The sequence below is a fragment of the Saccharothrix sp. NBAS 001 genome (assembly GCF_056640475.1).
On the sequence record NZ_CM153251.1, the window covers coordinates 7,567,973 to 7,582,214 of the forward strand.

General features: G+C 71.3%; 14 protein-coding genes. 11 read left to right on the plus strand and 3 right to left on the minus strand.

The genetic code is table 11. The features are described 5' to 3' along the window. Nucleotides 1–246 precede the first annotated feature (246 nt). The 4 genes from AC0HI0_RS32965 to AC0HI0_RS32980 all read left to right on the plus strand — a co-directional run bounded on the left by AC0HI0_RS32965 (nucleotide 247) and on the right by AC0HI0_RS32980 (nucleotide 5,114). Nucleotides 247–864, plus strand: a complete 618-nt coding sequence (locus AC0HI0_RS32965; RefSeq protein ID WP_480934446.1) for a heme-binding beta-barrel domain-containing protein — start codon at nucleotides 247–249, stop codon at nucleotides 862–864. 103 nt (nucleotides 865–967) lie between these two features. Further along, nucleotides 968–1,573, plus strand: coding sequence for a 5-oxoprolinase subunit PxpB (gene pxpB / locus AC0HI0_RS32970; RefSeq protein ID WP_480927371.1), 606 nt, complete (start codon nucleotides 968–970; stop codon nucleotides 1,571–1,573). Further along, nucleotides 1,570–2,451, plus strand: coding sequence for a 5-oxoprolinase subunit C family protein (locus AC0HI0_RS32975; protein WP_480927372.1), 882 nt, complete (start codon nucleotides 1,570–1,572; stop codon nucleotides 2,449–2,451). The genes pxpB and AC0HI0_RS32975 overlap by 4 nt, the downstream gene beginning before the upstream one ends. Before the next feature lie 110 nt (nucleotides 2,452–2,561). Then, nucleotides 2,562–5,114, plus strand: coding sequence for a glycosyl hydrolase family 18 protein (locus AC0HI0_RS32980; RefSeq protein ID WP_480927373.1), 2,553 nt, complete (start codon nucleotides 2,562–2,564; stop codon nucleotides 5,112–5,114). A 51-nt stretch (nucleotides 5,115–5,165) separates the two neighbouring features. Here AC0HI0_RS32980 and AC0HI0_RS32985 read toward each other — a convergent pair whose 3' ends face one another. After that, nucleotides 5,166–6,008, minus strand: a complete 843-nt coding sequence (locus AC0HI0_RS32985) for an aminodeoxychorismate lyase (protein WP_480927374.1) — start codon at nucleotides 6,006–6,008, stop codon at nucleotides 5,166–5,168. A gap of 34 nt (nucleotides 6,009–6,042) precedes the next feature. Between AC0HI0_RS32985 and AC0HI0_RS32990 the strand changes: the two genes are divergently transcribed. The 5 genes from AC0HI0_RS32990 (at nucleotide 6,043) to AC0HI0_RS33010 (ending at nucleotide 10,580) form a co-directional block, all read left to right on the plus strand. Beyond that, nucleotides 6,043–6,477 (plus strand): Fur family transcriptional regulator, encoded by a 435-nt coding sequence (locus AC0HI0_RS32990; RefSeq protein ID WP_480927375.1) that lies wholly within the window; start codon nucleotides 6,043–6,045, stop codon nucleotides 6,475–6,477. Continuing rightward, a complete protein-coding gene (gene ygfZ, locus AC0HI0_RS32995) occupies nucleotides 6,474–7,565 on the plus strand; it encodes a CAF17-like 4Fe-4S cluster assembly/insertion protein YgfZ (protein ID WP_480927376.1) in 1,092 nt (363 codons plus the stop codon). The genes AC0HI0_RS32990 and ygfZ overlap by 4 nt, the downstream gene beginning before the upstream one ends. A 38-nt stretch (nucleotides 7,566–7,603) precedes the next feature. Next, a complete protein-coding gene (locus AC0HI0_RS33000) occupies nucleotides 7,604–8,452 on the plus strand; it encodes a beta-keto acid cleavage family enzyme (RefSeq protein WP_480927377.1) in 849 nt (282 codons plus the stop codon). Nucleotides 8,453–8,512: 60 nt separating this feature from the next. Continuing rightward, nucleotides 8,513–9,094 carry an RsiG family protein gene (locus tag AC0HI0_RS33005; RefSeq protein WP_480927378.1) on the plus strand — a complete coding sequence of 194 codons (582 nt, stop codon included), beginning with the start codon at nucleotides 8,513–8,515 and terminating at the stop codon, nucleotides 9,092–9,094. A 313-nt stretch (nucleotides 9,095–9,407) separates the two neighbouring features. Beyond that, nucleotides 9,408–10,580: an MFS transporter gene (locus AC0HI0_RS33010; protein WP_480927379.1), complete on the plus strand. Its 1,173-nt coding sequence runs from the start codon at nucleotides 9,408–9,410 to the stop codon at nucleotides 10,578–10,580. A 234-nt stretch (nucleotides 10,581–10,814) separates the two neighbouring features. Here the strand turns inward: AC0HI0_RS33010 and AC0HI0_RS33015 are convergent, their stop codons facing one another. Then, nucleotides 10,815–11,696, minus strand: coding sequence for a DUF8083 family protein (locus AC0HI0_RS33015; RefSeq protein ID WP_480927380.1), 882 nt, complete (start codon nucleotides 11,694–11,696; stop codon nucleotides 10,815–10,817). Between the two features lie 162 nt (nucleotides 11,697–11,858). On the opposite strand from AC0HI0_RS33015, the gene AC0HI0_RS33020 reads away from it, so the two are divergent. Further along, the gene (locus tag AC0HI0_RS33020; protein WP_480927381.1) at nucleotides 11,859–12,047 is read left to right on the plus strand and encodes a DUF3073 domain-containing protein; all 189 of its coding nucleotides are present in this window, start codon (nucleotides 11,859–11,861) and stop codon (nucleotides 12,045–12,047) included. Nucleotides 12,048–12,116: 69 nt separating this feature from the next. On the opposite strand, the gene AC0HI0_RS33025 is transcribed toward AC0HI0_RS33020, so the two are convergent. Further along, nucleotides 12,117–13,178, minus strand: a complete 1,062-nt coding sequence (locus tag AC0HI0_RS33025) for an NADH:flavin oxidoreductase/NADH oxidase (RefSeq protein ID WP_480927382.1) — start codon at nucleotides 13,176–13,178, stop codon at nucleotides 12,117–12,119. A gap of 348 nt (nucleotides 13,179–13,526) precedes the next feature. Between AC0HI0_RS33025 and AC0HI0_RS33030 the strand changes: the two genes are divergently transcribed. Continuing rightward, entirely contained in the window at nucleotides 13,527–14,213 is a 687-nt protein-coding gene (locus AC0HI0_RS33030) for a Crp/Fnr family transcriptional regulator (protein WP_231904865.1), read from the plus strand. The last annotated feature ends 29 nt before the right edge of the window (nucleotides 14,214–14,242 follow it).

Genomic DNA, 14,242 nt, shown 5'->3' on the forward strand with positions numbered 1-14,242 from the left:
GGAGCGCACGGGTCCGTCCCGGCGCTACCCATCGGGATCCCCGGTGCGCACTGGCACCGGGGATCCCGCTTTTGTGTCACGTTGCGCACCGCGTCCGGGCCGGACCAGCCGCGACCGATAAGCTGAAGGGGTGGAACACTTCTTCACAGTCCTGATGATCGTGGTGGCGTTGGCCGTGGTCTGGTTCGCCGGGTACGTGGTCTACCGGCTGTACTCCGACCAGCGCTGATGACCGACAACGCGCCCGTGCCGGGCAGCGGCGACGCGGCGGTGCGGGCCGCCGCCACGCGCGCCGAGACGACCGGTGCCCGCAACCTGCCGCAGTTCGAGGACCTGCCGATCCCGGCGGACACCGCGAACCTGCGCGAGGGCCCGTCGCTGCACGACGCGTGCCTGGCGCTGCTGCCGCTGGTCGGGGTGTGGCGCGGTGAGGGCGAGGTCGTCTACCCGACGATCGACGGCCCGTACCGGTTCGGCCAGCAGGTCACGTTCGCGCACGACGGCCGGCCGTTCCTGTTCTACGAAGCCCGCTCGTGGCTGCTCGACGCCGAGGGCGCGGTGATCCGCCCGGCGGCCCGGGAGGCCGGTTTCTGGCGTCCCCAGGCCGACGACACGATCGAGGTGCTGCTCACGCACAACACCGGCATCGTGGAGCTGTACTACGGCAAGCCGCGCAGCCAGACGTCGTGGGAGCTGGGCACGGACGCGGTGGTCCGCACGTCGACCGCGAAGGACGTCACGGGCGCGCAGCGGCTCTACGGCATCGTCAACGGTGGCGACCTCGCCTACGTCGAGGAGCGCGCGATGGTGGGCCAGCCGCTCCAGCCGCACACGTCGGCGCACCTCAAGCGCGTGGTCGGCTGACCTCCGCGGAGCCGAGGCCGGCCGCACCCCCGACGCCGGGTCGTCGAAAAGTCCTCGGATAGGATTGTTCAACAATCCAACTTGAGGACATATCCTGGGCGACATGCGGCTGCGACGTTGCGGTACCGACGCGGTGCTGGTCGAGGTCGACTCGGCCGGCGAGGTCGAGGCGGTGCGCGCCGCGGTCCAGGCCGCGGCGCTGCCCGAGGTGGTGGAGTTGGTCCCGGCGGCCCGCACGGTGCTGGTGGCGGCCCGTCCGGGCGGCCTGGCGGCGGTCCGGCGGCTGCTGGCGACCGTGCGGCCGACCGAACCCGTCGACCTGCCGACCCGCGAGGTGGAGATCCCGGTGGTCTACGACGGGCCCGACCTGGAGCTGGTCGCGGCCACCGCCGGGCTCACCCCCGACGAGGTGGTCCGCCTGCACGCCGAGGCCCGCTACACGGTCGCGTTCTGCGGGTTCGCGCCCGGTTTCGGCTACCTGACCGGCCTGCCCGAACCGCTGCGCCAACCCCGGCTGGACTCGCCGCGCACGAAGGTGCCGGCGGGCTCGGTGGGCGTGGCGGGCGAGTACACCGCCGCCTACCCCCGGTCCACGCCCGGCGGCTGGCGGCTGCTCGGCCGCACCGACGCCCCGCTGTTCGACCCGCGCCGGGACCCGCCCGCGCTGCTCGCGCCGGGTGACCGGGTCCGCTTCCGGGCGGTCTCGTGACGACGCCCGCCGGGCGGCCGCGCCGCTCCGTCACGGTCCTGCGCACCGGCCCGCTGGCGCTGGTGCAGGACCTCGGCCGGCCGGGTCACGGGCACCTGGGCGTGCCGCCGTCCGGCGCGCTGGACCAGCCCTCGCTGCGCCTGGCGAACCGGCTGGTCGGCAACCCCGAGTCCGCCGCCGGCCTGGAGCTGCTGCTCGGCGGCCTGGTGCTGCGCGCCGAGGCGTCGTGCACGGTCGCGGTCACCGGCCCGAGCACGCCCGTCCTGGTCGGCGGCCGGCTCCGGGACTCCCCGGTGCACCTGCGCCCCGGCGACGAGCTGACCGTCGGCACCCCGCGCACCGGCCTGCGCTGCTACCTCGCGATCTCCGGCGGCCTGACCGTGCCCGCCGAGCTGGGCAGCCGCGCGGCGGACGTGCTCTCCGGCCTGGGCCCGCCCCGGCTGCGGCCCGGCGACGAGCTGCCGCTCGGCGTGCCGACGGGCGTACCGACCGGGGCGGACGTCCTGCTCCCGGTCCACGTCCCCGACGAGCTGGTCGTGCCGGTCCTGCCCGGCCCGCGCGACGACTGGTTCGACGACGCGGTCGGCCGGCTCCGCTCCGGCCGGTGGTCCGCGTCCGAGCGGAGCAACCGGGTGGGACTGCGCCTCCAGGGCACCGCGCTGGTCCGCACGGCCGCGCACCGGGGCCGCGAACTGCCCAGCGAGGGTCTGGTGACCGGCTCCGTCCAGGTGCCCGCGGACGGCCAACCTGTGGTGTTCCTGGCCGACCACCCGACGACCGGCGGCTACCCGGTGGTAGGCGTGGTGCCGCCGGACGCGCTGCCGCTGCTCGGCCAGGCGCGGCCGGGAACCCGGGTCCGCTTCCGGCCACACGGCTGAACGGACGCAATTGGTCTAGACCCATTGTCATTAGTGTGGCGAAGACCTAGTTTCAAGACCTGGCCGCCGTGGTTCTCGACTGTCCCTGTCAATCGAGAGGCACAACCGAAATGCGCCGACTAGCCATCGCGCTGGTGGCACTAGCCGCCACCGCCACCTTCGCCACGCCGGCAACCGCCGCAGCGGGCCTGACCGCCACGTTCAGCCGAACGGGCACCACAGCCAAGTTCGTGGTCAACAACCCGACCACAGCTGCCATCTCCGGCTGGTCGATCAAGTTCGACCTGCCTGCCGGCGTGACGGTGAGCGGTGCGCAGAACGCGTCCACCACCCAGAACGGCACCAAGGTAACCCTGACCCCCGCCTACTACATCAGCACCATCCAAGCGGGACGCAACACCGACCCGTTCAGCCCGACGTTCACGCTGAGTTCGGCGGTCGACCCGACGTCGTGCGCGCTCAACGGCGCGAACTGCGACGGCACCGGTCCCGAACCGCCGGCGCCCGCACCGGTCACCGCCGACTTCAGCCTGTCCGGGAACACCGGCAAGTTCGTGGTCGCGAACAACACCACCACCACGTTGTCCGAGTGGTCGATCACGTTCACGCTGCCCGCGGGCGTCACCGCGAGCAACGGGAACAACGCGACGGTCACCCAAACCGGCAATTCGGTCACCGTGGTCCCGGTGCACTACAACAAATCGGTCGGTCCCAAGAAGACCACCGAGCCCTACAGCCCGACGTTCACGCTCAGCCGCGCGGTGGAACCCGTCACCTGCCGGATCAACAACGTGAACTGCGACGGATCGCCGGACGTCCCGCCGACCGTCCCCGGTGACCTGCGCTCCCCGGTGAAGACCACGAAGTCTGTGTCGTTGCAGTGGAACGCGTCCAACGCGGGTTCGCTGCCGGTCGCGGGCTACGACGTCTACAACGGAACCGCGCTGGCCACCACGGTCACCGGCACCAGTGCCACGGTCACCGGTCTGACGCCGAGCACCGCGTACTCGTTCACGGTGAAGGCCAAGGACACCAAGGGCACCCAGTCCGGGGCCAGCAACGCCCTCAGCGTCACCACGAACAACCCGGCCGACGACACCCAGCCGCCGAGCACCCCGGGCAACCTGCGCAGCACCGGAAAGGACGCGGGCAGCGTCACGCTCGCGTGGGACGCGGCCACGGACAACAGCAAGGTCGCGAACTACGACGTCTACCAGGGCTCGACGGTCCGCGCCACGGTCACCGAGACCACGGCGAAGATCGACGGCCTGTCGCCGTCCACCGAGTACACGTTCCAGGTCAAGGCGCGGGACATCTACGACAACGTCTCCGGCCTGAGCAACTCCGTCAAGGTGACCACTTCGGACATCGTCAACGGCTACGCGAAGGTCGGCTACTTCGTCCAGTGGGGCATCTACGGTCGCCAGTTCTTCGTGAAGAACCTGGACACCAACGGCGCCGCCGCGAAGCTGACGCACATCAACTACGCGTTCGGCAACATCGACCCGGTCAACCTGACCTGCCTGCACGGCGTCACCAAGGGCACCTCGGCCAACCCGCAGGACCCCAACCAGGGCGACGGCGCGGGTGACGCGGAGGCCGACTACAGCCGGCCCTTCAGCTCGGCGCAGTCGGTCGACGGCGTCGCGGACACCGGGTGGGAGCCGCTGCGCGGCAACTACAACCAGCTCAAGAAGCTCAAGGCGAAGTACCCGCACCTGAAGGTGCTGATCTCGCTGGGTGGCTGGACGTACTCGAAGTACTTCTCCGACGTCGCGGCCACCGACGCGGCGCGCAAGAAGTTCGTCGCGTCCTGCCTCGACGTCTACCTGAAGGGCAACCTGCCGACCTACAACGCGGCGGGCGGTCCCGGCTCGGCGGCCGGCATCTTCGACGGCATCGACCTCGACTGGGAGTGGCCCGGCGCGGAAGGCCACGCCGGCAACCACATCAGCCCGGACGACAAGCGGAACAACACCCTCCTGATCGAGGAGTTCCGCAAGCAGATGGACGAGCTGACCAAGACGTCGGGCAAGCGCTACCAGCTGACCGCGTTCACCCCGGCCGACCGGGGCAAGATCGCGACCGGCTGGGAGCTGGGTCGGGTGGCGCAGTCCATGGACATCTTCAACGTCCAGGGCTACGACTTCCACGGCTCGGGCAGCGACAACTCGTGGGAGCCCAACCGCACCGGCCACCAGGGCAACCTGTACGCCGACGCGGACGACCCGTACTCGTTCCACTTCAGCGTCGAGGACACGGTCAACGCCTACCTCGAAGCCGGGGTGCACCCGCGCAAGATCACGGTGGGCCTGGCGTTCTACGGCCGTGGCTGGCAGGGCGTCCAGGACGGCGGGAAGAAGGGCGAGTGGCAGTCGGCGACCGGTGCGGCACCGGGCCAGTTCGCCGAGGAGGCCGGCACCCGCGGCTACTCCAACCTGCTGGCGAGCGTGCCGAACTGCACCGTCGTCCACGACGAACCGGCGGTCGCCACCTCGTGCTTCACCGGCAACGGCGGGCAGTGGTGGACGTTCGACGATACGTGGTCGATCCAGAAGAAGACCGCGTGGATGAAGCAGCGCGGCCTGCTGGGCGCGATGATCTGGGAGATGTCCGGCGACACCGGCACCCTGATGAGCGCCGTTGACAACGGGCTGAAGTAAGCCACCGGTGAACGCGGTCCCCGGTCCCGCCGGGGACCGCGTTCACCCGGTTCAGTACTCGGACTCGTACAGGTCCACGAGCGTGGCGTGCAGGTCCGTCGAATCGGGCAGCGTCTTGCCGTCGAGCGTGTGCACGCGGGTGATCTTGCGGACGCTCGACACCAGGAACACGCCGTCCGCCTCGAACAGGTCGGCCACCTCCACCGGCTCGACCACGACCGCCCACCCCGCCCGCGTGGCGGCCCGGAACAGCGCGGCCTGCGTCGTGCCGGGCAGGATGCCCAGCGTCGCGGGCGGCGTGACCAGCTCCTGGCCGCGAACCAGGACCAGCGTCGAGGTGGGGCCCTCCAGCACCGAGCCCGACGACGTGGTGAACACGACCTCCGCCGCGCCGCGCCGCTCGGCCTCGCGCAGGCCCGCCATGTTCACCGCGTAGGACAGCGACTTCGCGCCCAGCAGCAGCCACGGCGCGCGCTCGGCCAGCCCCGGCTCGATCCCCCGGTCGAGGGTGACCGCGGCCAGCCCCTCGGCGCGCTGCCGCGCCACCTTCGGGGAGATGTCCATGCCCAGCGCGAACCCGGTCGGCGTGCCGTCGCCGCCCTCGACACCACGGGTGTAGACCAGCTTGAGCGCGATCTCCCGGCCGCCGGTCCAGTTGTCCAGCACCAGGCTGACCGTCCGCTCGAACGCCGCGCGGTCCGGTTCCGGCAGGTCCAGCATCGCCGCCGAGCGGGCCAGCCGGTCCAGGTGCGGCCCGAGTTCGCGGGGCTTGCCGTCGACGACCAGGACGGTCTCGAAGACGCCGTCGCCGCGCAGCAGGCCGAGGTCGTCCACGCGGATCAGCGGGGAATCGGGGTCGGCGAGGGTTCCGTCAAGTAGAGCGAGCACGCGCATACCGTGAGACTACTCACGGCTTACCATCGCTTTCGTGGACACCGCCGGCGGCCCGAAGGCCCTGCGCAAGACGTTGCACGACCGCGGGATGCGGATGACGCCGCAGCGCCAACTGGTGCTGGACGCGGTGCGCGACCTCGGGCACTCGACACCCGAGCAGATCTGCCACCGGGTGCAGGTCACGGCCCCGACCGTGAACATCACGACCATCTACCGGACCCTCGACCTGCTGGAGCGGCTGGGGCTGATCCGGCACACCCACCTGGGCCACGGCGCGCCGAACTACTCGGTCGACGAGCACGAGCACGTGCACCTGGTGTGCCACCGGTGCGGGCGGGTCGACGAGGTGCCGTGTGATCTGCTGTCCCCGTTGGGCGGAACACTTCGGGGTGAATTCGGGTTCGAACTGGATGCCAGCCACCTCGCGCTGTCCGGCACCTGCCGCGACTGCCTGAAGGAGAACTCGTGACCTCACCGCTGCTGACCGTGCCGGGCGCCGTCGCGCCGTTCGAGGGGTCCGCCGACCAGGGCGTGCCCTGGCACTTCGGCGACCCGTTCGCGGAGCAGCGGTCGGCGGCCCGGTCGGTCGCGGTGTTCGACCGGTCGAACCGGGCCGTGCTCGCGGTGTCCGGCGCCGACCGGCTGACCTGGCTGCACTCGCTGACCAGCCAGCACTTCGAGGCGCTCGGCGAGAACGGGGGCAGCGAGGCGCTGGTCCTCGACGTGCAGGGGCGGGTCGAGCACCACGCGGTGGTCGCGAACGTCGGCGGCGTGGTCTACCTGGACACCGAGCCGGAGACGGCGGGCGCGCTGCTGTCGTACCTGACCAAGATGGTCTTCTGGTCGAAGGTCGAGCCCCGCGACGCCACCGCCGAACTGGCCGTGCTGACCGTCGTCGGGCCCGAACTCCCGGAGCTGTTCACCAAATCGGGTGTTCCGCTGCCGGAACCGTCGAAGGTCGCGGAACTGCCGGACGGCGGGTTCGTGCGGCGGATGCCGTGGCCCGGTCAGGACGCCGCCGACCTGGTCGTGCCGCGCGGGTCGCTGACCGCCTGGTGGGCGAAGCTGACCGACGCGGGCGCGCGCCCGGCGGGCAGCTGGGCCTTCGAGGCGCTGCGGGTGGAGTCGCTGCGGGCCCGGCTGGGCGTGGATACCGACGAGAAGACCATCCCGCACGAGGTGAACTGGATCGGCTCGGCGGTGCACCTCGACAAGGGCTGCTACCGGGGCCAGGAGACGGTGTCGAAGGTGCACAACGTCGGCCGGCCGCCGCGGCGGATGCTGCTGCTGCACCTGGACGGGACCCGCGAGGTCCAGCCGGAGACCGGCGATCCGGTCGTGGTCGGCGAGCGCGTGGTCGGCCGGGTCGGGTCGGTGGCGTTGCACCACGAGCTGGGACCGATCGCGTTGGCGCTGGTCAAGCGCTCGGTGCCGGTGGAGACCGAGCTGCTGGTGGGCACCGGGGACCGGGTCGTGCAGGCTTCGGTGGACCCCGATTCGGTGCCGCCGGACACCCCTGGCCTCGGCCGGGAAGCCGCGCGGAACCTCGGGCGGTAGGCACCCGGACCCGCCGTGTTCTGTGCCAGGATCACGGCATGTCCCGACCCGGTTCCCACGGCACGCTGCTCACCGTCGCCCCGACCGGGGCCGAGCACGCCAAGGCGGACGTCCCGCAGCTGCCGGTCACGCTGGACGAGCTGGTGGCTGCCGCACGGGCGTGCGAGCAGGTCGGGGCCGCGATGGTGCACGTGCACATCCGCGGCGACGACACCCGTCCGACGCTCGACCTCGGGCGGCTCAAGGACACCGTGCAGGCGCTGCGCGAGCAGACGTCGCTGATCGTGCAGCTGTCGACCGGCGGGGCGGTGACCGACCCGGAGGCCGACCGGTTGCGCGTGCTCGACGCCCTGCCGGACTCGGCGTCCTGCACGATGGGCACGGTGAACTTCGGCGACGACGTCTTCCTCAACCGGTGGGAGTTCGTCGTCGCGCTGCACAAGACCATGCGGGAACGCGAGATCGTGCCGGAGTACGAGATCTTCGACCTCGGCCAGCTCGCGTCGCTGCGCCGGCTGCTCGACCAGCACGGCCTGCCGGCGGGCGGGAAGGTGCACGTCGACCTGGTGATGGGCGTGCCGGGCGGGATGCCCGGTGACGTGGAGACGCTGGTCGCCGCGCTGCGGCTGCTGCCGGACGGGGCGTCGTTCTCGGCGACCGGGATCGGGCGGACGTCGCTGCCGGTGATGCTCGCGGCGTTGAGCGCGGGCGGGCACCTGCGGGTCGGCATGGAGGACACCGTCACGTACGCGAAAGGGCAGCCGGTGCGGGACAACGCGCAACTCGTGGCGCGCGCGGCGGGGCTCGCGAAGATCGCCCAGCGACCGCCGCTGTCACCCGCCGAGGCGCGCGGGCTGCTCGGCGTGCGCGGTCCGGTACAGGTTTGAAACAACTTTGGAAGCAGGTTTGTGTTGGCGGGTGGGCAGGAACTACCTCAGGATGAGTACGTGATCGAGGTGCGTCCTGGCGGGCGCCGCCGAATCGACCGGGTGCTCGCCCCCGACTACACCGAGGGGGTCGAGCGGCTCCCGCTCGCCGAGGTGCGCGCGCTGCGCGACGAAGCGGCCCAGGAGGAGACCGATCTGTCGTACCTGCGGCGGCTGCTGCACGCGCGGATCGACATCGTGCGGGCCGAGCAGGCGCGGCGGGCCGACGGCGGGTCGGCGGTGGTCGACCAGCTGGCGACGATCCTCGCCTCGAACGCGGTGGGCCCGGCGACCGGGCTGGGGCGCTACCAGACGCAGGAGCCCTCGCGGGCGGAGGCGCACCGGCGGCACGTCGAGGCGCTGGTGTCGGACGTGGACCTGTCGGACGTCAGCTCGCTGTCGGACGACAAGCTCGACCTGGCGCTGCGGACGTTCGTGAACGAGGAGGCGTCGGTCTCCGGGCGGCGGCGCGAGGTGCAGGTCGTGGTGGACCGGTTGAACGCGGAGATCGCGGGCCGGTACCAGAGCGGGAGCGCGTCGGTGGACGAACTGCTGGCGGCGGAACGCGGCTGGCCGACGAACCCGAACCGCGAGAAGGAATGACCGACTGATCGCCGGGGTTCGCCCTCCGCTCCCGACCCCCGGCTTTCGGCTTCGCCCTTCGTTCCCCTCATCCTCTCGCACCCTTTTTCGCCCGCTCGGGCACTTCCGGCTCCGCCGTTTCCGGCATTCGTCGTCCTTCCGCGCCCGGAACCCCACCCGATCGTGATCTTGCCGCCAGTCGAACTCTTGTTCGAGAATGGACGTGCAAGGGGCAGCGGATCGACGAAACCGGAACGGAGGTGATCAGCCCTTGGACGTACCGACATCTGGGATGACCCTCCCGGATCCTGAACGGTCGCCCTAGCGTGCAGGCATGGGGTACCGCTGGGTGGTTCTCGCCGTGGGCGCGTTGGCACAGGGCACGAACGCCGCGGTGTTCCTCGGACTACCGGCGATCACCCCGCAGCTGCGCGAGTACTTCGACCTGACACTGCCCCAGGTCGGTCTGCTGCTCGGCGCGGTGAACCTGGGCACCATGCTCACGCTGGTGCCGTGGGGTGCCGCCGCGGACCGCCGAGGCGAACGCGTCGTGATGACCATCGGCGGCGCGGGTGCCGCGGTGTCCCTGGCGATGGCGGCCGTGGACGGGCCGGTCGTGGCGGGCCTGGCATTGGTGGCGGCGGGTTTGTTCGGGGCCAGCGTCAACGCGGCGAGCGGCCGCGCCGTGATGACGTGGTTCCCGGCGGACCGCCGTGGCCTGGCCATGGGCATCCGCCAGACGGCGACCCCACTGGGTGCGGCACTGACGGCCGCAGTGCTGCCCCTGGTGGCGGTCGGCGCCGGGGTGCCGGCGGCGTTCCTCGCGCTGGCGGGGTTCACGGCGTTCGTCGCGGTGGCGATCGCCGTCCTGGTCCGCGAACCCCCGTGGGCGAGCCGGGCCACCGACGCCAAGGGTGGCGCGGCCGTGCGCGCGATCCTGCGGGACCCGGCCCTGATCCGTCTGAGCGCCGCCGGCGCGCTGCTGGTCGTGCCCCAGTTCACCGCAGCGGCTCTGATGGTCGAGCTGCTGCACGATCACCGAGGGGTGGCCGTGGGCACGGCAGCGGCGCTGCTGGCGGTGTCCCAGGTGCTGGGCGGCCTGGGCAGGCTCGGCGCGGGGGCGTGGTCGGACCGGACCCGGGACCGGATCACGCCGTTGAAGACGATGAGCGTCGCCATCGCCGTCGGCTTCGCCCTGACGGCGGCCCTGGTCGACCGGGCCCCCACGCCGATCCTGGCCGCCGCCCTGATCGCGACTGCGGCCTCCGCCCTGGCGTGGAACGGCCTGGCCCTGACCGCCACCGCCGAACTGGCCCCGGAGGGCCGCAGCGGCACCGCCCTGGGGATGCAGAACACCGCGAACTACCTCAGCGCCACCGTCACCCCACCGGTGGCGAGCTGGCTGGCGGCCACCACGGGCTGGCCCACGGCCCTCCTGGTGGCCGCCGCCGCAGCGGTCGCCGCCCGCCTGCTCCTGACCCCGACCCCGGCACCCGCCCGCCCCTGAGCACCCACCGACCCGACGCGTTGCCGATCGACCAGAGCGGGACAGTCGGCGGTGGCGCGCGACAGCGGTTGCGTTCAGCGCGCGCAACCAACCGGGCCGGGTCGTCGCCGGCTGCCGCGACACGCCCGAGCGCGGAAGTCGATCAAGTGGACGGCCGCAGCCCTTCCAGAGCGTTGCCGGCGCGCCTTGACGTCCGTTTCGGGAGTTTTGTCGCGCCCGGAGGTGCGTCGAGTCCTAACCGTGACGTTCGCGGCGGGCCAGTTCGCCCCAGAACTCGCCCAGGCGTTCGTAGCGGACGGCGACCTCTTCGGCGTCGCCCTCTTCCAGGGCGTCCACGATCGCGTTCACGTCCTGCGCCGACGAGTCCTCCAGCAGGTCCTTGTCCTCGATCAGCTGCACCAGGCCGCCGTAGTCCAGCTCCACCGCCGCGTCCGGCGAGAAGTGGTCGAGCCACCGGGCTGTGTCGGACAACACCTTCGCCGGGCCTTCGTCGCCCAACGACCGCGACACGACCTTGCGGGCCCTGGCCACGCGGTGACGGGCGTCGCTCATCGCGACCCGCCACGAGACCTGGCGCTCGGGGTCGTCGCGGGGTGCCAGGACGATCCGCCGCGCGTCCGGGTCGACCAGGGCGAACCACGGCAGCGGCACGGTCCAGGTCGTCGAGATCACGTGCACCGCACCGCCGGTCAGCTCCGCCATCACGGCCGAGGCCCGTGCCCGGATCGCCTCCGGCTCGACGTCGAGCGCCTCGTCCTGCAACGGGCCGCTGGAGGTCGCGAGGAACCCGACCAGGGCCGCCGCCGACCTCGCCCGCAGGTCCAGCGGGCACACCAGGGGGCCGGGGCCGACCTCGCCGGGGACTTCCGCCGGGCTGATGGTCATCACGTCGATCGGGGCGTCGGCCGCGACACTCCCGTCCGACCGCTCGCCGGGCAGCAGGCGACGCGGTCGGGACAGTTGTGATCGCAACCACAGCTCCCGCTCGCGGGAACCCACGTCCGCCCGGCTCAACACCCCGTTTTCCAGGGCTTTCCGCACCTGGTCGGCCAACGGTGCGTCAAGAGCCGACAGCGGTTCGTACACCCTGAGGTAGGCGACGAACGGTCGAGGCACGCGCGCATCCTCCCATGCGGAAGATTGGCGGCACGTGTCACGCCTACCGCGTCGCGAGGAACCCCTTCGACACGGTACGGTAGTTACCAGGAACTAGTTGTCGAGACGAGTGGGGCCGCCGTTCCCCCGGCCGCCCCCGTCCCTGTGCGAGGGGGTCGAGCCATGGGGCGCGGCCGAGCGAAGGCCAAGCAGACGAAGGTGGCGCGGGAGCTTAAGTACAGCTCTCACAACACCGACTTTGACGCCTTGCAACGCGAGCTGTCCGGCGATTCCGACGGCGGCGTACGCCGTAGCGATGAACGCTACGACGACGCCTCTTCGGACGACGAGTACGACGACTACCGTCGCTGAAGCATCACACCCGCTGACGAGGTTGGGCTGCCGGTTCCGCACCGGCAGCCCAACCTTTGACGCGGGCCCCTAGAACGCCCTGGCGTACTGCTTCGGCGGACTGACCTGCGCTCCGAGTTCCCTGGCCGCGTGCAGCGGCCAGTTCGGGTCGCGCAGGAACTCCCGCGCGAGCAGGACCAGGTCGGCCGATCCGTCGGCGACGATCTGCTCAGCCTGCCGGGCCTCGGTGATCAAGCCGACGGCCCCGGTGGGCACGTCGGCCTTCCTCCGCACGGTCTCGGCGAACCGCACCTGGTAGCCGGGCCCGAGGGGGATGTCCGCCTTGGGCACGTTGCCGCCCGTGGAGACGTCGATCAGGTCGGCACCCAGGGCGGCGAGGTCGCGCGCCAATTCGACGCTGTCCTCCTCCGTCCAGCCGCCCTCGACCCAGTCGGTCGCGGACAGCCGGACGAACACCGGCACGTCTTCGCCGACCGCCGCGCGCACCGCCGACGTCACCTCGCGGGTCAACCGGGTCCGATTTTCCCGGGAACCGCCGTATTCGTCGGTTCGTTTGTTGCTCAGCGGCGACAGGAACTGGTGCAAGAGGTAACCATGGGCGGCGTGGACCTCGACGACCTCGAAGCCGGCCGCGACCGCCCGGCGCGCGGCGGCGGCGAAGTCCGCCACCACCTGGTCGATCCCCGCCCGGTCGAGCGCCTCGGGCACCCGGCAGCCGTCCGCGAACGCCTCGGCACTGGGCGCGACCGGGGTCCAGCCGCCGTCCTCGTCGGCCACGCCGCCGTGCCCGTCGAACGGCGCCTGGGTCGAGCCCTTGCGGCCGGCGTGGGCGAGTTGGACGGCGGGCACCGAGCCGTGCTCGCGGATGAACCGGGCGATCGGCCGCCACGCCTCGACGTGGGCGTCCTCCCAGAGCCCGGTGTCGGCGGGCGAGATGCGGCCGGCAGCCTGGACGGCGGTCGCCTCGGCGATCACCAGACCGGCCCCGCCGAGCGCTCGCGCGCCGAGGTGGACCAGATGCCACTCGTCGGGGAATCCGCCACGGGCGGAGTACTGGCACATCGGACTGACCGCGATCCGGTTCTGGAGCGTGACGGAGCGGAGGGTCAGCGGGTTGAACAGGGCACTCACATGCGTCTCCTCGGGTGGTTCCGGTACGACAACGGGTCCTTCGGGGTACCTCGACAGGTCCAAGGTCCCGGATCGGACAGGTTGTTCCCGCCGGACCGGCCGTCCCACCGCACGGGAGCAGCGCAATTCCATTCGATTCGGTATTGCGCGTGCATTAGCACGTGATCTTGAATAGGGGGTCGGTACGCAAAACGCTCTACAAGACAGGGTCAGTTACGCCCATTCGGGTGTACTGTCCGCAGCACGTTCGGGGAGACCATCACTTGCCGCCCGACGCAGGTCGGCTCGAATTGAGTTCCCGCCGGTCACGACAGTAACAGGATCCACATGCTGCCCATGCCGACCACGATGACACAGGATCCAGGGTGGCCCAGCAACAGTCTGCTGGGTCGCCTCCGCGACAACACCCGACAAGAACTGCTGAACATCGGCACGGTCGTGCGGTACACGGCCGACCGGGAGGTCATCGAGCAGGACGCGAAGGACACTCACGTTCTTCTGCTGCTCGACGGCGTGGTGAAGGTGCAGACCACCGACGAGACGGGCGACACCGCCCTGCTCGCGATCCGGGTCGCAGGCGACCTGGTGGGCGAGATGGCGGCCCTGGACCAGAAACCGCGCTCGGCCACCGTAGTGACGTGCGGCGACGTGGTGGCGAAGCTGATCACCAGTGGTGAGCTGATGAGCTTCCTGCACCGGCGCAACGACGTGTTCGTGGAATTGATCGGGATGATCAACGACCGGCTGCGCTGGGCCAACCAGCGCCGCCGCGATTTCCTGTCCCACCCCGCCGCCGAACGGGTGGCCCGAGTGCTCGCCGAATTGGTGCAGACCTACGGCCGGGAAGAGGCCGCGGGCTGGACCCTCGGAATTCCGCTGACCAAGGTCGAGCTCGCCTCCATCGCCGGCATGAAGCCCCGGACGGCGGAGAAGGCGTTCAGCGACTTGCGGAAAGCGGGGGTCGTCGTGAGCCACTTGCGACGTGACGTGCTGGTGCCCGACCTGGAGAGCCTGCGGAAATTCGCGGGCATCTGAGGTCAGACCGCAGTTTTGCGGTATTCGCC